19 protein-coding genes and 2 tRNA genes are annotated in these 17416 nt (G+C 71.2%); 9 read left to right on the plus strand and 12 right to left on the minus strand.

Annotated elements, in window-relative coordinates; genetic code table 11:
- Position 1 precedes the first annotated feature (1 nt).
- Positions 2–1336, minus strand: coding sequence for a methanethiol oxidase (gene mtoX / locus BB334_RS07930; protein WP_068806838.1), 1335 nt, complete (start codon positions 1334–1336; stop codon positions 2–4).
- A 192-nt stretch (positions 1337–1528) separates the two neighbouring features.
- Between mtoX and BB334_RS07935 the strand changes: the two genes are divergently transcribed.
- Positions 1529–2209 carry an alpha/beta hydrolase gene (locus tag BB334_RS07935; protein WP_068806841.1) on the plus strand — a complete coding sequence of 227 codons (681 nt, stop codon included), beginning with the start codon at positions 1529–1531 and terminating at the stop codon, positions 2207–2209.
- A gap of 30 nt (positions 2210–2239) precedes the next feature.
- On the opposite strand, the gene BB334_RS07940 is transcribed toward BB334_RS07935, so the two are convergent.
- The gene (locus BB334_RS07940) at positions 2240–3076 is read right to left on the minus strand and encodes an SDR family NAD(P)-dependent oxidoreductase (RefSeq protein WP_232756692.1); all 837 of its coding nucleotides are present in this window, start codon (positions 3074–3076) and stop codon (positions 2240–2242) included.
- A 136-nt stretch (positions 3077–3212) separates the two neighbouring features.
- On the opposite strand from BB334_RS07940, the gene BB334_RS07945 reads away from it, so the two are divergent.
- Together BB334_RS07945 and BB334_RS07950 are read left to right on the plus strand one after the other, a co-directional pair.
- Positions 3213–3288 (plus strand) — tRNA-Gly (locus BB334_RS07945).
- Positions 3289–3298: 10 nt separating this feature from the next.
- Positions 3299–3373 (plus strand) — tRNA-Thr (locus tag BB334_RS07950).
- A 27-nt stretch (positions 3374–3400) separates the two neighbouring features.
- Here BB334_RS07950 and BB334_RS07955 read toward each other — a convergent pair.
- The 5 genes from BB334_RS07955 to BB334_RS07975 all read right to left on the minus strand — a co-directional run bounded on the left by BB334_RS07955 (position 3401) and on the right by BB334_RS07975 (position 8549).
- Complete coding sequence (locus tag BB334_RS07955; protein ID WP_083200349.1) at positions 3401–3913, minus strand: hydrogenase maturation protease; 513 nt, start codon at positions 3911–3913, stop codon at positions 3401–3403.
- Positions 3885–5351 carry a Ni/Fe hydrogenase subunit alpha gene (locus BB334_RS07960; RefSeq protein ID WP_068807932.1) on the minus strand — a complete coding sequence of 489 codons (1467 nt, stop codon included), beginning with the start codon at positions 5349–5351 and terminating at the stop codon, positions 3885–3887. Before BB334_RS07960 ends, BB334_RS07955 begins: the two co-directional genes overlap by 29 nt.
- An 89-nt stretch (positions 5352–5440) precedes the next feature.
- The gene (locus BB334_RS07965; RefSeq protein ID WP_068806851.1) at positions 5441–6013 is read right to left on the minus strand and encodes an NADH-quinone oxidoreductase subunit B family protein; all 573 of its coding nucleotides are present in this window, start codon (positions 6011–6013) and stop codon (positions 5441–5443) included.
- Complete coding sequence (locus BB334_RS07970; protein ID WP_068806855.1) at positions 6010–6723, minus strand: 2Fe-2S iron-sulfur cluster-binding protein; 714 nt, start codon at positions 6721–6723, stop codon at positions 6010–6012. The genes BB334_RS07965 and BB334_RS07970 overlap by 4 nt, the downstream gene beginning before the upstream one ends.
- On the minus strand, positions 6720–8549 hold the full coding sequence (locus tag BB334_RS07975; RefSeq protein ID WP_068806858.1) for an NAD(P)H-dependent oxidoreductase subunit E: 1830 nt from the start codon (positions 8547–8549) through the stop codon (positions 6720–6722). The genes BB334_RS07970 and BB334_RS07975 overlap by 4 nt, the downstream gene beginning before the upstream one ends.
- Before the next feature lie 113 nt (positions 8550–8662).
- On the opposite strand from BB334_RS07975, the gene BB334_RS07980 reads away from it, so the two are divergent.
- From BB334_RS07980 to hypE, 6 genes are read left to right on the plus strand one after another with little or no spacing between them, the layout of a single operon-like run.
- Complete coding sequence (locus BB334_RS07980) at positions 8663–9004, plus strand: hydrogenase maturation nickel metallochaperone HypA/HybF (protein ID WP_068806861.1); 342 nt, start codon at positions 8663–8665, stop codon at positions 9002–9004.
- 15 nt (positions 9005–9019) lie between these two features.
- Positions 9020–9886 (plus strand): hydrogenase nickel incorporation protein HypB, encoded by an 867-nt coding sequence (gene hypB / locus BB334_RS07985; RefSeq protein WP_068806865.1) that lies wholly within the window; start codon positions 9020–9022, stop codon positions 9884–9886.
- Positions 9887–9897: 11 nt separating this feature from the next.
- Positions 9898–11022: a Kae1-like domain-containing protein gene (locus BB334_RS07990; RefSeq protein ID WP_068806868.1), complete on the plus strand. Its 1125-nt coding sequence runs from the start codon at positions 9898–9900 to the stop codon at positions 11020–11022.
- 1 nt (position 11023) lies between these two features.
- Positions 11024–11284: a HypC/HybG/HupF family hydrogenase formation chaperone gene (locus BB334_RS07995; RefSeq protein ID WP_068806871.1), complete on the plus strand. Its 261-nt coding sequence runs from the start codon at positions 11024–11026 to the stop codon at positions 11282–11284.
- On the plus strand, positions 11281–12405 hold the full coding sequence (gene hypD, locus BB334_RS08000; RefSeq protein WP_068806872.1) for a hydrogenase formation protein HypD: 1125 nt from the start codon (positions 11281–11283) through the stop codon (positions 12403–12405). Before BB334_RS07995 ends, hypD begins: the two co-directional genes overlap by 4 nt.
- On the plus strand, positions 12402–13442 hold the full coding sequence (gene hypE / locus BB334_RS08005; protein ID WP_068806875.1) for a hydrogenase expression/formation protein HypE: 1041 nt from the start codon (positions 12402–12404) through the stop codon (positions 13440–13442). Before hypD ends, hypE begins: the two co-directional genes overlap by 4 nt.
- Here the strand turns inward: hypE and BB334_RS08010 are convergent.
- From BB334_RS08010 to BB334_RS08030, 5 genes are all read right to left on the minus strand, one after another.
- Complete coding sequence (locus tag BB334_RS08010) at positions 13439–14941, minus strand: AarF/UbiB family protein (RefSeq protein ID WP_088179164.1); 1503 nt, start codon at positions 14939–14941, stop codon at positions 13439–13441. The two genes, hypE and BB334_RS08010, sit on opposite strands and share 4 nt — an antisense overlap.
- A gap of 39 nt (positions 14942–14980) precedes the next feature.
- Positions 14981–15556 carry a lipocalin family protein gene (locus BB334_RS08015; RefSeq protein ID WP_068806877.1) on the minus strand — a complete coding sequence of 192 codons (576 nt, stop codon included), beginning with the start codon at positions 15554–15556 and terminating at the stop codon, positions 14981–14983.
- A gap of 53 nt (positions 15557–15609) precedes the next feature.
- Positions 15610–16338 carry a 2'-5' RNA ligase family protein gene (locus tag BB334_RS08020; protein WP_068806879.1) on the minus strand — a complete coding sequence of 243 codons (729 nt, stop codon included), beginning with the start codon at positions 16336–16338 and terminating at the stop codon, positions 15610–15612.
- Positions 16335–16850 carry a hypothetical protein gene (locus BB334_RS08025; protein WP_068806883.1) on the minus strand — a complete coding sequence of 172 codons (516 nt, stop codon included), beginning with the start codon at positions 16848–16850 and terminating at the stop codon, positions 16335–16337. Before BB334_RS08025 ends, BB334_RS08020 begins: the two co-directional genes overlap by 4 nt.
- Positions 16851–16924: 74 nt before the next feature.
- Positions 16925–17416, minus strand: a 492-nt coding sequence (locus BB334_RS08030) for a superoxide dismutase family protein (RefSeq protein ID WP_232756693.1), incomplete at its 5' end; no start/stop codon positions are given.

Here is a 17416-nt window from a genome sequence, read left to right on the forward strand (position 1 = left end):
CTCAGCGCCGCGCCAGCAGCGGCGAGCGGTCGTCGTTCTGCACCGCGCGCCGGCCGGGCGCGGCCGAGAACTTCATGTGGTGCGCGCGGCCGAGCTCGAGCGCATAGAAATCCAGCGCGAACTGTTCGGTCAGGGCCTTGCCGTCCCAGTGGTAGAGCTTCAGGAACTGCTCGTCGTCGCCGCCGCGCTTGTCCCAGTTGCCCAGCAGGCTGCTGGTGAAGTAAACCCGCTTGCCGTCCCAGCTCTGGCTCACCATGTTCACCTGTTTGCCGATCACCTTCTCGTAGGTCTGCACCGGCGCTTCGGGGTTGGAGAGATCGAAGTAGCGCGTCTTGCCGTCCATGAAGGTGTTTACCCACAGGCCCTTGGCATCGGCGCTGATCGAGATGTCGACCGGCAGCGGAATCTTCGCCGGATCGCCGATGTCCGCTACCGCCTTCGTCAGCCATTCGCCCGCCTCGTCCTGCTTCACCAGCACGAGCTTCGAGGTCAGCGCGGTTGCGGTCAGCGCCCAGTTGTCGTCCGGCTTCAGCGACCAGCGGATCTCGAGCGGTGAGCCCGGCACGCTCATCACCTTCTCCGGCTTCATCGCCTTCAGGTTCCACATCACCATGGTGTTGCCGAAGCGCTTCATCGCCTCGCCGTCCTGCACCAGCTTGCCGAAGTCCATCATGTAGTTGTTCCAGCCGGTGAAGCTGGAGGTGAGCAGCGCGTTCTTCTGCGGATTGATGCCGATGTCGTAGCCGTAGCCGTCGGCAGCCACGCCGTCGTGCTCGCCGGTCGGCATGTCGTAGCGGGCGACGAACTCGCCCTTGTTGTTGTACACCGCCATGCCGGTGCGTCCGCCATGGTCCTGCGTGTTCGACAGCCCCTGCACCAGCATGCGCCCGGGCAGCGCGTAGAAGGTGTGCGGACCGACGTAGCCGGTCTTTTCGGCGAAGTCGGAAATGGTGCGGACCAGCCGGGGCTTGGCCGGATCGCCGCCGATGTCGAACACGAAGATCCTGTTGTCGTCCAGGCGGCCGGCCCACAGGTAGCGACGATCGTCGGTGAAGCCGCCGTGGTGGGCCTCGCCGCGCCCACCCACGCTGAGCGTGTGCACCACCGTGCCGTAGGACTTCGATCGTGGATTCACATCCACGGTGACGAGCTTGTCCGACTCGTCGCCGAGCCCCTTCACCCCGAGCGTCCCCACGTGGACGTAGTCTTCCTGGCCCTCGATCAGGGTGCTGAGGTAGGGGGAATTGCAGGTTTCGTCGGCGCTGGCCGCTTGCGCGACGAGCATTGACGGCAGCATCAGGGCCACCATCATCGTCCGCCCACGAGGCATTCTCATGGCGCACCTCCTTCTCTCTGTCGGTATTGCAACCGCCGGCCAAGGCCTGAAGGGTATTGCGCCGCATCTCGACTTATGGTAGGGCGGTTACATCTAGAAACTAGAAGTCAGTGCCGTCCCTGTCAATCTGCTTTCGATGGCGGCGGTGCCCGCGTGCCATCGAACCCTCAACCACGATCACCCAGGCGGAACATGCCCGAAATCAATTTTCTCGAGATCGAAACTGCGCCCCGGCCCTCGGTGGCCGTCATCTGGATGCACGGACTCGGAGCCGACGGCACGGACTTCGAGCCTGTCGTCCCCGAACTCGGGCTGGCATCGGCGCCCGCCGTGCGCTTCGTGTTTCCCCACGCGCCTTACCAGCCGGTGACCTGCAACGGCGGCTACGTCATGCGCGCCTGGTACGACATCGTGTCGCTCGAGCCCGACAGCCGGGAGATCGATGAGACGGGACTGCTCGCTTCGCGCGCCCTGATCCGCGGGCTGATCGCGCGCGAGGTGGGGCGCGGGATTCCGAGTCATCGCATTTTTCTCGCGGGATTCTCCCAGGGCGGCGCGGTGGCCTATCTGACGGCGCTGACGCATCCCGAGCCCTTGGCGGGCGTGATCGGCCTGTCCACCTACATTCCCGCCCCCGAGCTCATCACCCGCGAGCTCGCCGAGGCCAACCGCGGGATCCCGATCTTCGCCGCCCACGGCAGCGAAGACGACGTCGTCGCGCCCGGCCTGGGCCTGCAGGCGCTCGAACTGTTGCGCAGTCTCGACCTTGCGCCGGACTGGCACGTCTACCCGATGCCGCACGCGGTCTGCCCGCAGGAGATCGCCGACATCGCCGCGTGGTTCAAGGGTCGCCTGGACGCCTTGCCCGCCTGAGTGATTCGCCGTGCGAGCCGTGCGCCGCCGCTAGCCGATCGTATAGCCGCCGTCGACGACGAAGTCCTGGCCGTAGATGTTCTTCGCCGCATCGGAGGCGAGGAACAGCGACATCTCGGCGATGTCCTCGGGTTCGCCGAATCCGCCGGTCATGAGGCGCGCATTGATCTGTTCGGCCACGGAGCCGAGCACATCGGGCGGCAGCCCGACCGTGCCCCACAGCGGTGTCCCGATCGGGCCCGGGGCGATCGAATTGACGCGGATGCCCTTCGGGGCGAGCTCCGCGGCCAGGGTCTGGGACAGCGATTTCAGCGCGGCCTTGCTCGCGCTGTAGATCGCCAGCCCCGGAAAACCCACCTGGGTGAGGAAGGTGGTGATGAACTGGATCGAACCGCCCTTGCGAACATGCGGAATGAACAGGCGCGCAGTCTCGGACGCCCCGTACAGGTTGACCGAGAACTGCGCGTCGAACGCCTCGCGGGTGCTTTGCTCGAACGGCACGACGCGCGCGATGCCGGCATTGGGAACGAGGACGTCGACCCCGCCGAAGCGGCGGACGGTTTCATCCACCAGGCGCTGCAGGTCCTCTTCGTGTGTCACATCGCCGGCGACGGCCGCGACCCGCTCGGGATGGGCGGCCTCGAGTTCGGCGAGGGCCGTGGCGCTGCGCGCGAATGCCACGACCTGCGCCCCCTCTTCGACGTAGCGTTCGACGATCGCCCTGCCGATGCCGCTGCTCGCTCCGGTAATCACCGCGACCTTGCCGTCCAGTTTTCCTGTCATGTCCGTCTCCGTGGGTTGTCCCGGCGCCGGGAGGTGAGCGCCAGCATGGATGCCCTGAAAACCCGGCTCATTGACGCGCGTCAATTCGAATTTCCGGCCCTGCGGGCGGGGCGGAGGAAGCGATTGCGCCGGGGGGATGAATTTTGCGGAGACTTGCTATAGAATGCGCGCCTTCGGTGAGCATGCAGCGTATGCAGCCCCGCTTGCCGGACTTCCAAACGCGGCAGTAGCTCAGTTGGTAGAGCGCAACCTTGCCAAGGTTGAGGTCGAGAGTTCGAGACTCTTCTGCCGCTCCAGTTTCCGGTTGCCCATGTAGCTCAGTGGTAGAGCACTCCCTTGGTAAGGGAGAGGCCACGTGTTCAATCCACGTCATGGGCACCACCTCCCTCTCGGCCCGCGCTGCGCCTCTCAGGCCGCGCAGGCGTCGATCCAGCGCCGCGCGAGCGCGAGCGCTTCTTCCAGATGCTTCATCGCTGCCGGCGACGGCGGCGCGCCCAGCGCCCAGCACTCGCCGCGGATCGCGAGCAGCCAGGCCGGCGGTGGCGTCTCGCCTTCCACATCGACATACACCTGCAGCACCGCCGCCGGGCTCATCGCGTGGGTGCTGAAGCTGGCGTCGCGCGCGGGCGCGAGCGGCGACAGGCGGCAGGGGGCGGCGACGTCGACCGAGGCGTCGACGAACAGCACGCGGCGCCGCCCACGCAGATCGAGCGCGTGCTCGACCTGGAGCTGGTAGTCGGTCAGGCATTCCACGCCGGGCAGGCCCAGCGCCTCGAGCGCCTCGACCAACAGCGGTCCGAGCGCATCGTCGCCGCGACCAGGATTGCCCCAGGCGAAGACGAGGGTTGCGGCCGTCGTCCGCGCGTCCTCCACCGCCGCGTCATGCCGGCGCTCATGCCCTGTACTTGCAATCGAGTTCATTGCCTTCCGCATCCAGCAGCGCCACCTCGAGCGGCATTTGGCCGAGCGCGTGGGTGGCGCAGGACAGGCAGGGGTCGTAGGCGCGGATCGCGACCTCGATGCGGTTGAGCAGACCCTCGGTGATCGCCCGGCCATCGAGGTACTTTTTCGCCACCTCGCGCACCGCTGCGTTCATCGCCTGGTTGTTGTGGGTGGTGGCGACGATCAGGTTGGCCATCGTCACGAGGTCGTCGTCGCCCACCTGGTAGTGGTGGAACAGCGTGCCGCGCGGGGCCTCGATGACGCCCACGCCCTCACGCCGGCGCTCGCCGGCGACGACCAGCTCGCTGCCCTCGAGCGCCTCGTCGTGCAGCAACGCCTCGATGGTTTCGGCGGCGAACAGCATTTCGATCATGCGCGCCCAGTGGTTGCCGAGCGCGCCGTGCATCGGCCGCCCCGCGCCATGGGCGAGGAACTCGCGGCGCGCGTGTTCGGCGAGCGGGGTGGGGATGCGGTCACAGTTCTGCACCCGCGCCAGCGGGCCCACCTTGTACCAGCCGCGCTCGGGCCCGAGTGAGCTGAGGTAGGGGAACTTCATGTAGGTCCAGGGCTTGACCTCCTCGGTGATGAGGGCGTCGTAGGTCCGGTAGTCGACCTGATCGAACAGGATATTGCCGTCGGCGTCCTTCGCGCGCAGCGCGCCGTGGTAGAGGTCGAGGCTGCCGTCGGCTGCGACCATGCCCATGAAGTTGGACGGGAAGGCACCGAAATGGTCGTACAGCGCCGGGTCCTGCGCGTGCAGTTCCCTGATGAGCCCCACTGCATCTCCGCTCCAGGCGATCGTCCGCGCGGCGTCGTCGAGCAGCAGCCTGCGCTCGGCGGCGGTGAGCGAGCGGTTGACGCCGCCCGGCACCGAGCCGGTGCCATGGACCCGCTTGCCGGCGGTGAGGCGGATCAGCTCCTGACCGTACTTGCGCAGCAGGATGCCCTTCTTCGCAATCTCGGGGTACTTCTCGACGACGCCCGCGATATTGCGCTTCGTCACTTCGGAATCGAAGCCGAGCAGCAGGTCGGGCGACGACAGGTGGAAGAAGTGCAGCGCGTGCGACTGCAGGATCTGACCGTAGTGCATCAGGCGGCGCATCTTGTCGGCGGTCGGCGTCAGGCGATCGGCGCCGACGATCAGGTCGAGCGCCTTGCTCGCCGCGAGATGGTGCGACACCGGGCAGATGCCGCACAGGCGCTGCACCATCACCGGCAGCTCCCAATAGGGGCGCCCCTGGACAAAGCGCTCGAAGCCGCGAAATTCGACGATGTGCAGGCGCACCTGCTGCACCTTGCCGTGCTCGTCGAGCAGGATCGTGACCTTGCCGTGGCCCTCGACCCGTGACACGGGGTCGATCGCGACGCGGCGCAGCTTCCCAGGGGTGGCCGAGGCGGTCTCGAGTTCGAAGCTCATGAGGTCGATCCTGTCGCGGTTGCCATCAGCCCGCACCATGTGGTTCGGAAATGGACCTACCCCGTAGCACCGGGGCCGGGCGCCACGGCTCAGTCATACTGCAGCAGACCGGGGCCCAGCGTGGGCGCCCGGCCTTCGATGAGCGCATTCAGGAAATCCCAGATCGCGTCGGCCGAGGGCGGGCAGCCGGGCAGGAAGTAGTCGATCCGCACCACCTCGTGCACAGGATGCACCTGGTTGAGCAGCAGCGGCAGCTCGGGATCGTCGGGGATGCGGCTGCCCGCGGCGAGGCCATGGCCGGTGCGATAGACCTCCTGAAGGAGCTCGCCGAGCGCGATGTTGTTGCGCTGCGCGGGCAGGCCGCCATTGACCGCGCAGGCGCCGAGCGCGACGAGCACCCTGCAGTGGGCGCGGAACTCGCGCAGCACCTCGACGTTCTCCGCGTTGCACACCCCGCCCTCGACGAGGCCGATGTCGCAAGGCCCGCAGTGCTTGATGTCGGTCAGCGGCGAGCGGTCGAACTCGATCCGCTCGAGCAGCGGCAGCAGGCGCTCGTCGATGTCGAGAAAGGACGTGTGGCAGCCGAAGCAGCCGGCCAGCGACACCGTCGCCAGCTTCAGCTTTCGCGGTGGCGGGGCAGCGCGCGCGTGCTCGTCGCTCATTCGTCCTCCCTCGTGCCGGGCTCGTGGGACTTCCCGATCGGTCGGGGGTCGTAGGTGCGCTTGCCGATCGGCATGGCGAAGCCGACCCGCTTCTTCAGGATCGCGCCCACCGGGCAGACCGCCGCGGCGCGGTCGGTGGCGGCGAAATCCGTGTCGGCCAGCCGGCCGGATTCGCTGTTGACGATCAGGTGCGAGCGCAGGCCCCGTCCGGCCAGCGCGAACACGTTCTTGCGATCGACGTCACGGCTGGCGCGCACGCAGAGCTCGCACAGGATGCAGCGGTTGAACTCGAGCAGCACCTCGGGATGGGAGGCGTCGAGCGGGCGGTCGGGGTAGAAGTGGTCGAAATGCGGCGTCAGCATGCCCATCTCGTAGGCGGTGGCCTGCAGCACGCAGTCGCCGCTCTTCTCGCACGAAGGGCAGAAGTGGTTGCCTTCGACGAACAACAGCTGCAGCAGCGTGCGGCGCTCGGCGTCGATTGCCTCGCTGCGGTTCTCCACCACCTGGCCGCGGGCGGCGCCCACGGTGCACGCGGTCGCGTAACGACCGCCGATCCTGACGATGCACAGCCGGCATGAGCCGTGAGGGGCGAAGTCCGGGTGCCAGCACAGGTGCGGGATGTACTTGCCGGCTGCGGCCGCCGCCTGCATCACGGTCTGGCCGGGGCTGAAGGGGATCGTCTCGCCGTCGAGCAGGAAGCTGTCGTTCATCGCGGCTCCTCGCCGGCGCGCAGCGCCCCGGTCGCGCTCGTCTCGTCGCCCAGATGGGCGCCGGGGTCGCTGCGGCCGGTCATGCCCCTGGCCTGCGACAGCGCGGCGTCGAGGTCGAAGGCGGGCGCGAAGTCGGGCGCGAAGTCAGGCGAACGCAGGCGACGCTCGAAGGCGGGGCGGAAGCGGGCGAGCATGTCGCGCAGCGCGATCGTCGCCGTGCTGCCCAGGCCGCAGTGGCTCGCGTGCTGCATCAGCTGGTGCAGCTTTTCCATTTCCTCGAGATCGCAGGGCGAGCCGCGGCCGCGCGCGAGCTTGTCCATCAGGCGCGCATTCACCGCGGTGCCGACGCGGCACGGGGTGCACAGGCCGCAGCTCTCGTGGGCGAAGAAGTTGATGAAGTTGCGCGCCACCTCGAACATGTCGCGCGAGGCGTCGAAGACCATGAGCGAGCCGCCGGTGGCGACGTCCTCGAAGGCGATCCGGCGCCCGAACGCCTCGGCCGTCAGGCAGGGGCCGGCGGCGCCGGCGGTGGTCACCGCCTGGGTGTCCTGCGCGCCCGCGGCCTCCAGCACCGCGGCGACGGTGACGCCGAAGGGGAACTCGTAGACGCCCGGCCGCGCGACGTCACCCGACACCGACAGCAGCTTGGTGCCGGTCGAGGACGCGGTGCCGATGGTGCGGAACCACTCGCCGCCCCTCACCGCGATCAGCGCGGCGAGGGCGAGCGTCTCGACGTTGTTCACCGTGGTGGGCTGGCCGAGATAGCCGTGGGTCACCGGGAAGGGCGGGCGGATGCGCGGCTTGCCCGGCTTGCCCTCGAGCGACTCGATCAGTGCCGACTCCTCGCCGCAGACGTAGGCGCCGGCGCCGAGGTGGATCGCGATGTCGAAGTCGAAGCCGCGGCCGAGGATGTCGCGTCCGAGCAGACCCGCAGCGCGTCGCTCGGCGAGTCGGGTTTCCAGCAGATCGAGCAGGTGGCGGTACTCGCCGCGCAGGTAGATGAAGCCCTGGCTCGCGCCGATCGCGAAGCCGGCGATGCACATGCCGTCGACCACGAGGTCGAAGAAACCGGCGAGCAGCACGCGGTCCTTGAAGGTGCCGGGCTCGCCTTCGTCCGCATTGCAGACCACGTAGTGGGCGTCGCCCCGGGCGGCGCGGCAGGCGCGCCACTTGATGTCGCTGCCGAAGCCGGCGCCGCCGCGGCCGCGCAGCGCCGAGCGCTCGATCTCGTCGAGCAGTGCCGTTGGCGCGCGCTCGAGCGCGGCCGCGAGCGCTTCGCCCGGCGCGAGGCCGTTACCGAGCAGGACGTCGCGGCGGCGGATGTTGTCCTCGACGCGGAACCACTCGCGCGGCCAGTCGCTCACCGGCACGCGGCGGCGGATCAGCCGCGCCATGTGGTCGATGCGCTGCGGCGTCAGCCGGGTGATCGCGCGGTAGTTCGCCAGCAGCGCCGGGCCCTGGTCGCACATGCCGGTGCAGGAGGTGGTGTCCACGCTGACCAGGCCGTCCTCCGACACGCGGCCGGGCTCGAGCCACAGCCGCTCGCACAGGCGCCGCAGCAGCGCCTGGCTGCCGAGCATGCGGTCGGTGATGTTGTCGGAGAACAGGATGCGGTAGTCGCCGAGCGGGCGGGTGTGGAAGAAGCTGTAGAAGCCCGCGCTGCTCTCGACCTGCGCCCGCGGCCGGTCGATCGCGTGCGCGATCGCGGTGAGGGTCTCGGGGGCCAGCCAGCCGAGGGCATCCTGCACCTCGCGAAGGATCTGCACGAGGCGGGTGCCGTCGTGGCCGTGCCGGCCGAGGAGGGTCTCGAGGGTCGCTGCTGCCACGCCGTGCTCCTGAGTGCCGGGGGTGCAATGCAATGCCGCGTCGGGTACACGCGGATTCTGCCGCGCCGGGGCACGCAATTACAATCACTTGCGCCCCGAAGGAGAAACGCCGCATGCACGAACTCTCGCTCGCGGAGAACGCGATCGCGATCATCGAGGACGCCGCCCGCCGCGAGTGCTTCGCCCGCGTGCGGATCGTGCGCGTCGAGCTGGGGGCGCTGTCCTGCGTCGAGCCCGAGGCGCTGCGCTTCGCCTTCGCTTCCGCCAGCCTCGGGAGCTGCGCCGAAGGCGCGCGGCTCGAGATCCTCGCCGTGGCGGGCGAAGGGCTGTGCGAGGCCTGCGGCGCGCGCGCGCCGATGGAAACGGTCTACGATCTGTGTCCGCGCTGCGGGATCCGCCCGCTGAAGGTGCTGTGCGGCGCGGAGATGCGGATCCGCGACCTGGACGTCGAATGAGCGGGAGCGAACGAGATGTGCACCACCTGTGGCTGCGGCAATGAAGGGGCGACGATCGACCATCATCACGCCTCGCATCCCTATCGGCGGCTTCGCCGCGCAGTGATGCCGGCGGCGCACGTAGCGGCGCCCGATGCGGGTGACCGGGGCATCCGGGCCGAGGGTGCATCGGCTTCCGGGGACGCCGCGCCGTCGCGCCGCGTGAGGATCGAGCAGGACCTGCTCGCGCGCAACGATGCGGCGGCCGCGTCCAACCGCAGGCGGCTCGCCGCGGCCGGCGTGTTCGCGCTCAACCTCGTTTCCAGTCCGGGTTCGGGCAAGACCAGTCTGCTCGTGCGCACGATCGAGCGGCTCGCCGGCCGCCTGCCGGTGGCGGTGATCGAGGGCGATCAACAGACCAGCCGCGACGCCGAGCGCATCCGCGCCACCGGCGCGCCCGCGACCCAGATCAACACCGGCAAGGGTTGCCATCTCGACGCCCGCATGGTGGGCGAGGCGCTCGCCGGCCTGCCGCTGGCGCGCGGCGGCCTGCTGCTGGTGGAGAACGTCGGCAACCTGGTGTGCCCGGCCGCCTTCGACCTCGGCGAGGCGCACAAGGTGGTGATCCTCTCGGTCACCGAGGGCGAGGACAAGCCGCTCAAGTACCCCGACATGTTCCGCGCCGCTGACCTCATGCTGCTCAACAAGTGCGACCTGCTCCCCTACCTCGACGTCGACATCGCGCTCGCCGAGGCCCATGCGCGCCGCGTGAATCCGGCGCTGCGCATGATCCGGGTATCGGCGACGAGCGGCGAGGGCATGGACGAGTGGCTCGCCTGGCTCGAGGCCGGCGCGCAGGCCGCGGCAGATGCGCCCGGCCGGGGCGTGGCGGCGCCGGCGTGAGGGCGACGGACATGAGCGCGCCGCGCGTGGTCGCGCTGCCGGTCGAGCACCGGCTGGCGCTGCCGCCCGGACCGCCGGTGCTGGCGACCGGGGCCTGGTTCAGGAACACGGTATGCGCCGCGCGCGGCGGCGAGGCACACCTGTCGGCGACGGTCGGCGACCTCGAGAGTGTCGATGCCTGCCGCGCCCACGAGGCGGTCGCGCGCGAGCTGCTCGACTGGCTCGGCGCGCCGCCGGCGGCGATCGCCCACGACCTGCATCCGGATTTCCACTCCAGCCGCTTCGCCGCCGAGCTGGCGGAGGCGTGCGGGGCGCGCCTCGTCGGGGTGCAGCATCATCACGCCCACATCGCCGCGACCTGCGCGGAACACGGCGAGCGCGGGCCGGTGCTCGGGCTCGCGCTCGACGGCGTCGGCCTCGGCAGCGACGGCGCGGCGTGGGGCGGTGAGTTGCTGCGCGTCGAGGGCGCCCGCTGTGCGCGCCTCGCCAGCCTGCGCCCGCTGGCGCTGCCCGGCGGCGACCGCGCGGCACGTGAACCCTGGCGCATGGCGGCGGCCGCGCTGTACGCGCTCGGCCGCGGCGACGAGATCGAGGTGCGCTTCGACGGCCTGCCCGCCGCCGGCGTGGCGCGCCTGCTCGAGACCGGCCTGCGCTGTCCGCCGAGCTCGAGCATGGGCCGGGTGTTCGACGCCGCCGCCGGCCTGCTCGGGCTGTGCCGCGTGATGCGCGACGAGGCCGAGGCCGCGATCGCGCTCGAACGGGCGGCCACCCGCCACGGCGCCTGCGCGCCGCTCGACGCCGGCTGGCGGATCGACGCCGACGGCCGGCTCGACCTTCGGCCGCTGCTCGCCGAGCTCGCCGACACCCAGGATGCCGGAGGCGGCGCTGCCCTCTTCCACGCCACCCTGGGCGCGGCGCTCGTCGACTGGGCGCTGCGCGCAGCGCAGTCCGCCGGGCTCGCGACCGTGGCCGTGGGCGGCGGCTGCTTCTTCAACGCGCTGCTTGCGGCCGACCTGCGCGCACGCTTCGCCGCTGCCGGCCTGCGGCTGCTCGAGCCGCGCCGCCTGCTGCCGGGCGACACCGCGATCGCCTACGGCCAGGCGGCGGTCGCGCGCTTCGTGCTGGAGGGCAACTGACATGTGTCTTGCCATACCCGCCCGCGTCGTGGCGCTGGTCGACGGCGACGAGGCGGTGGTCGATCTCGACGGGGTGCGCAAACGGATCTCGCTCGCGCTGGTCGAGGAGGTCGGCGTTGGCGACTACGTCATCTTGCACGTCGGCTTCGCGCTGCAGAAGCTCGATCAGGCCGAAGCCGAGGCCACGCTCGCCCTGCTGCGCGAGATCGCCGCGGCCGAGGCAGGTCAAGGAGCGGGCGACGACGGCGAGGCGGCGGCGTGAAGTACGTCGACGAGTTCCGCGACGGTGCGCTCGCGCGCGGCATCGCCGCATCGATCGCGCGCCAGCTGCGGCCCGGTCGCGAATACCGCCTGATGGAGTTCTGCGGCGGCCACACCCACGCGATCTCGCGCTACGGCATTGCCGACCTGCTGCCGCCGCAGCTGCACCTGATCCACGGGCCGGGCTGCCCGGTGTGCGTGCTGCCGGTGGGCCGCATCGACCAGGCGATCCGGCTCGCGCTCGAGCACGAGGTGATCCTGTGCAGCTACGGCGACGCACTTCGGGTGCCGGCCTCGGACGGAATGTCGCTGCTGCGCGCCCGGGGCCGCGGCGCCGAACTGCGCATGGTGTATTCCCCCCTCGACGCCTTGCAGCTCGCGCGCGCCCGGCCCGGGCGCGAGGTGGTCTTTCTCGCCCTCGGCTTCGAGACCACCACGCCGCCCACCGCGGTGGCGCTCCGGCAGGCGCGCGCCGAGGGCATCGCCAACTTCTCGGTGCTCTGCAACCACGTACTCACGCCGCCGGCGATGCGGGCGATCCTCGAGGCCCCGGGCGGGGTGGCGCTCGACGGCTTCATCGGTCCGGCGCACGTGTCGACCGTGATCGGCAGCGCGCCCTACGTTCCCTTCGCGCGCGAGTTCGGCAAGCCGGTGGTGATCGCCGGCTTCGAACCGCTCGACGTGCTGCGCGCGATCCAGATGCTGGTCGCCCAGATCGATGCGGGCCGCGCCGAGGTCGAGAACGAGTTCACCCGCGCGGTCGGTCTCGAGGGCAACCGCAAGGCGCAGGCGCTGGTGGCCGAGGTCTTCGCGCTGCGCGAGGCATTCGAGTGGCGCGGTCTCGGCACGCTCCTGCACAGCGCGCTGCGGCTGCGCCCTGAATTCGCCGCCTTCGACGCCGAGCGCCGCTTCGCCGTGCCGTACCGCGGGGTGCCCGACCACAAGGCCTGCGAATGCGCCGCGGTGCTGCGCGGCGACAGGCGCCCGCAGGACTGCCGCATCTTCGGCACCGCGTGCACGCCGGACCATCCGGTCGGCGCCTGCATGGTGTCGTCCGAGGGCGCCTGCGCGGCGCATTACAGCTACGGCCGCTTCCGCGCGCCGTCCCGGAGCTCCGCATGAAGATCCCGCACACCCGCCCGCTGAACCTGAGGCAGGGAAAGGTCGAGATGGCGCACGGCGCCGGCGGGCGCGCGATGGCGCAACTCGTCGATGAGCTGTTCGCGCGCGAGCTCGGCAACGCCTGGCTCGCCCCGGGCGACGACGGCGCCCGCCTGCCGCCGGCGCGCGGCCGGCTGGTGATGTCGACCGACGCCCACGTGGTGTCGCCGCTGTTCTTCCCCGGTGGCGACATCGGCTGCCTCGCGGTGCATGGCACGATCAACGACGTCGCGGTGATGGGCGCGGCGCCGCGCTGGCTGGCGGCGAGCTTCGTGCTCGAGGAGGGCTTTCCGCTCGCCGAGCTCGCGCGCATCGTGGCCTCGATGGCGACGGCTGCGCGCGCCGCCGACGTGCCGGTGGTCACCGGCGACACCAAGGTGGTCGAGCGCGGCAAGGCCGACGGCGTGTTCATCACCACCACCGGGGTAGGCGTGCTCGCGGAGGGCATCGAGCTGTCGGGCGCGAATGCCGGCGCGGGCGACGCGGTGATCGTGTCCGGCCCGATCGGCGACCACGGCATGGCGATCATGTCGGTGCGCGAGCACCTCGCCTTCGAATCGCCGATCGTCTCCGACACCGCCGCGCTGCACGGTCTGATCGGCGCGCTGCTGGCCGCGGTGCCCGCCACCCGGGTGCTGCGCGACCCCACCCGCGGCGGGCTGGCCGCCACGCTCAACGAGATCGCGCAGCAGTCGCGGGTCGGCATCGTGCTCGACGAGGCGGCCCTGCCGGTACGCCCCGCGGTGGCGGCGGCGTGCGAGCTGCTCGGGCTCGATCCGCTCGACATCGCGTGCGAGGGCCGGGTGGTGGCGATCTGTCCGGCCGCCCAGGCGGCGAGCGCGCTGGCGGCCCTGCGCGACCATGCCCTCGGCGGCGAGGCTGCGCTGATCGGCGAAGTGGTCGCCGACGAGCGTCGCTTCGTGCAGATGCAGACCCGCTTCGGCGGTCGGCGCATGGTGGACTGGCTCGCCGGCGACGCCCTGCCGCGGATCTGCTAGGCGGCGCGATCGGCGGCGAGCAGGCGCGACCAGTAACGCAGCGAGGTCGGCCACGCCGAGGCGCCGAGCCCGATCAGATCGGCATTCGACACGTGGGTGGCGAAGGCGCGCGAATCCGGCGCGGCGAACATTCGCGCCGGCATCTCGCCGAGGAAGCGCTGCAGGCCGAGGCTGAGCAGGGGCAGGTCGGCCGCCAGCTCGGCGCCGAGGTCGCGGATCACGCCGGCGAGCGACAGCCAGCTCTTGCGGAACACGGCGAGCTGCTCGCCGAAGCCGCTCGCGCCGAGCAGGGCGAGCTCGTCGAGCAGGCCCACCAACCAGTCGAAGCCTATCGGCCGGCCCGAGGCCACGAGACGGTCGAGCGCGTGTTCGACTGCGCCGGCCAGCGCCGGGTCGTCGGCGTCGAGCATGCCGAGCGCGCCGAGCGCGGCGCGGATCCGCGCCGCGTCCAGGGTCAGGGCGCCGAGCGCGATCGCCACCAGCGCCTCGCGCTCAGCCTTGCCGAGGCGAGCGGTGAGGCTCCAGTCGAGTACCGCGAGGCGGCCGTCGTCGGCGAGCAGCAGGTTGCCGCCATGCAGGTCGCCGTGGAACATCGCCTCCGCCTCGCCGCTCCAGAAGGGCCTGGCGAGGAGGGCGCGGACCAGGGTGTCGGCGAGCGCCTGGCCCTGGCCGGGGGCGAGCGCGGCGTCGGTGAGACGCGGTCCGAAGACGCGGTCCATCGCGGTCATCGCCGGGCTGCACCAGGGCAGGAGCGCCGGTACCAGCAGGCCGGCATCGTCGGCATGGAACGCGGCCGCCTCCGTCATGTGGGCCTGCTCGCGGTCGAGCCGGATCTCCCGGGCGAGCAGGCGCTGCACGCTCGCCAGTGTGCCGCGGTAGTCGAGCGCCGGCAGGCCGAGCTGGGCCGCGCGCCTCTCGAGGAAGTCGGCGACCGACGGCAGCAGGGCGAGCTCGTCCGCGAGCTCGGCCTCCACCCCGGGCTTGAGCACCTTGAACACACCCTCGCGTCGTCGCCCCCCCTCGTGCCAGGAAAAGGGCAGCACCACCGCGACGCTGCCCTCGGCGAGCGCTTCGTCGGCGAGCGCAAGACCGTGGCCGGCGCCGAGACTGGCCTCGATTCGCGCGCGCAGGGGTGCGAGCGGCCGGGTCGACGGCATCGACTCGAGCGTCTGCAGGTGGCGTCGCAGCTCGGGGTCGAGCTCGGGGCGGCGCGCGAGCACCTGGCCGAGCTTGTGCAGCGTCGGGCAGCGGGCGAGCAGGGCGACCAGGCGCGCCTCGTCCGGGGCTTCGATCGGCAGCGCGAACTGGTCGGCGACAATCGCCTCCAGCCGCTGCGGCGGCAGGCGGTCGAGAAAGAAACCGAGCGCCTCGACCACCAGCGGACGCCAGGCGGCGAGCGGTGCGGGCACCAGCTCGTCCACGCCGAGGGCGTCGAACAGCGCGGGGTCGAAGCCGCCTTCTGCGGCGGACGCTTCGGTGGCGGCGTGCTCCGGATTCAATTCCTCGCCCTCCTCGGGGGATGTGTGGATGACTTCATTTCACTCGGGCGCGCGGCCCCGCTGCAGCCGCGCGGGATCGAAACCCTTCGCGGCGAGCCGCTGCAGCAGCGCGTCGTAGGCGGCCGGGTCGACCTCGGGGGTGCGCGACAGCACCCACAGGTATTCGCGCTCGGGCTCGCTGACCGCGACCAGGCTGTAGTCCTCGTCGAGGTCGATCACCCAGTAGTCGCCCCACACCGCGGGGAGGAAGGAGAGCCAGGCCGGGGCGAAGCGCACCTCCAGCTTGGGCGATCCTTCGCCGCCGATGCGGCGCGCGCTGCCGACCGCCTCGTCGAACTCGCCGTCGGCGAGCCGGCAGCGGTTGATCACCTTCACCCTGCCGTCGGGCTGCAGGCTGTACTCCGCGCTGGTGTCGGCCACGCACTTCTCCTGGAAGCGGTTGGGATAGCGCGCGATCTCGTGCCAGGTGCCCATGTAGCGCTGCAGGTCGAGGCTGGGGACGGTTTCGAGCGGACCGGATGCGGCGGCGCGGGTGTCGTGGGCCGCGGGTTCGCTGGCGCAGCCGGCGAGGGCGAACAGCAGCGGGAGCGTCGCGATCAGGTGGGGTTTCGTCATTGGGGCTCCGGGTATGTGGAGAAGTGGGCTGGGTGGCACGCTGGCGTCGGTCGTCAGACCTTCAGCAGCGACCCGGGTTCGCACCCCGGGGAGGGCGGCTGCAGGCAGGACGCCAGCGCCTCGCCTGCGGGATGCCAGCGGAATCGGCCATCACTCAGTTCGTAGTCGGCGAGCCGGGTGAGCGGGCCGCCGACCTCGGCCGCGGCGTAGCCGAGCAGGCTGAGCCGCTCGATCCGCAGCCGCAGCGGCGACGCGGCGTAGGTGTCGAGCCGGCGGTCGATCTCGACGGTGGGCCACGCCCCGGCGTAGAGGCCGACGGTGAGGTGGGGAACGTAGGCGTGGGCGGGCGGGTCCATCGGACCGCCGGCGAGACAGGCGTGCAGACGATCGAGGCTGCCGCAGGCCGCCTCGGTGGTGAGGAAGGGCGCGGAGGCGAAGCTCTCGAGCGCACCGATCTCGACGTCGAAGGGCGGGGGGCGCAGCGTGCGCAGGGCGTCGAGCTGGGCGGCCAGGCGCACCGGCCCGAATTCGTCCGCCGCCGCGGGCGCGGCACTCGGAAAGCCGCACAGCCCGAGCGTCAGGTGCGGCTGGCGTCGATAGGGCTCAAGCAGGAGCGCTCCCAGCTGGTCGGCGGCGGCCTGCTGGCGGGCGCGGACCTCGGGCAGGTCGAGGTCGAGCGCCCAGAGCACGAAGCACGGCCGGCCGCGGTGCCACTCGACGAAATCGCGACGGACGTTGGGCAGGGTGAGCGGGGCGGCGAGGAAGGCCTGGCGAAGCGTCATGGAAGTGGAGCGGAGGGGGCGCCGAACTGCAGCGCGAGGTCGCAGCTGCGGCCGCCGGCGAACCAGCGCGCCAGCACGCGCGCGTCGCCCGCGAACTGAAACAGGAATTCATCGGAGACCGGCTTGCGCACCGTTTCCCGGGCGCGGATCGGGCCGAGGCGCGGTGCGAGCGCGTGCGCAAGGGCCTCGCCGCGGGCGCGGCAGTCACCGGCGTCGGCTGCGGCGGTGGTGCCGTCGTGTGGTGTGGCGAGGATCTCTTCGATGCGACCGTCGGCGCCCGCCATGCTCATTACCGACAGCGGGCGACCGTCGACCGACAGGCTGACGTTCACCTGATCGCGCGCATCGCAGGCGGGGCCGATCTGCGCCGCCGCGGGATCGAGCGGGAGGGCCCGGCGTGCCGCCCGCGCGAGCGGGACACCGAGCCGGAAGGGGCCGATGCCGTCGGGTGCCAGCGCCACCGGCGCCGGGGCTGCCGCCAGTGCGACCGGGCCGGCGAGGCAGGCAAGCACACCGATCGCAGCCCGCGCGGCGACCGCGCCGACGCGTGCCGCGAGGGCGCGCGCCGTGCCGCTTCGATCCGCGCTCAGGGCGCGGCCTTCACCACGCCGCAGGCGATGCGCGCGCCGGCGCCGCCGATCGGCTGGGTGACATGGTCGTCGCGATTCTCGTGAATCACCAGCGCGGCGCCGTCCTCGTCGAGGATGTTCGCGCGCTGGCCACCACCCGAGAGGCTGGCGAGGGTGGTGAACATTTCCGCCTCGACGCTGCCGTCGGCATGCACCACGATCACCGGCAGGTCGCCGGCGTCCGGCCCCTCCGGATTCATCAGGCCGTGCTTGCGGCCGTCGGGGTTGAGGTGGCCCTTGGAGGCGACGAAGCCTTTATCGGGATCTTCGCAGGTGCCGACGCTGTGGATGTGGATCGCCTTCGGCCCGGGCGGCAGGCCCTTCGCCGAGACGTGGATGAGGACGCCGTGCGGGCCTTCGCTGAGGCTCACGCTGCCGACCGGCTTCGCGTCGCGGTCGATCAGTTCCGCGCTGGCGCGATCGGCGGCGTGGGCGCCGAGGGTGAAACC

The organism is Thauera phenolivorans, from assembly GCF_001696715.1.
GTDB classification, from domain to species: Bacteria; Pseudomonadota; Gammaproteobacteria; order Burkholderiales; family Rhodocyclaceae; genus Thauera; species Thauera phenolivorans.

Excerpts from the sequence above, each read along its gene's own strand:
- BB334_RS07970 (WP_068806855.1), bottom strand. The coding sequence starts at position 6,723 with ATGAACGACAGCTTCCTGCTCGACGGCGAGACGATCCCCTTCAGCCCC.
- BB334_RS07960 (WP_068807932.1), bottom strand. The coding sequence starts at position 5,351 with ATGAGCTTCGAACTCGAGACCGCCTCGGCCACCCCTGGGAAGCTGCGC.
- mtoX (WP_068806838.1), bottom strand. The coding sequence starts at position 1,336 with ATGAGAATGCCTCGTGGGCGGACGATGATGGTGGCCCTGATGCTGCCG.
- BB334_RS07995 (WP_068806871.1), top strand. The coding sequence starts at position 11,024 with ATGTGTCTTGCCATACCCGCCCGCGTCGTGGCGCTGGTCGACGGCGAC.
- BB334_RS07965 (WP_068806851.1), bottom strand. The coding sequence starts at position 6,013 with ATGAGCGACGAGCACGCGCGCGCTGCCCCGCCACCGCGAAAGCTGAAG.
- BB334_RS08020 (WP_068806879.1), bottom strand. The coding sequence starts at position 16,338 with ATGACGCTTCGCCAGGCCTTCCTCGCCGCCCCGCTCACCCTGCCCAAC.
- BB334_RS07955 (WP_083200349.1), bottom strand. The coding sequence starts at position 3,913 with ATGAACTCGATTGCAAGTACAGGGCATGAGCGCCGGCATGACGCGGCG.
- BB334_RS08015 (WP_068806877.1), bottom strand. The coding sequence starts at position 15,556 with ATGACGAAACCCCACCTGATCGCGACGCTCCCGCTGCTGTTCGCCCTC.
- hypB (WP_068806865.1), top strand. The coding sequence starts at position 9,020 with ATGTGCACCACCTGTGGCTGCGGCAATGAAGGGGCGACGATCGACCAT.
- BB334_RS07990 (WP_068806868.1), top strand. The coding sequence starts at position 9,898 with ATGAGCGCGCCGCGCGTGGTCGCGCTGCCGGTCGAGCACCGGCTGGCG.
- BB334_RS07935 (WP_068806841.1), top strand. The coding sequence starts at position 1,529 with ATGCCCGAAATCAATTTTCTCGAGATCGAAACTGCGCCCCGGCCCTCG.
- BB334_RS07980 (WP_068806861.1), top strand. The coding sequence starts at position 8,663 with ATGCACGAACTCTCGCTCGCGGAGAACGCGATCGCGATCATCGAGGAC.
- hypE (WP_068806875.1), top strand. The coding sequence starts at position 12,402 with ATGAAGATCCCGCACACCCGCCCGCTGAACCTGAGGCAGGGAAAGGTC.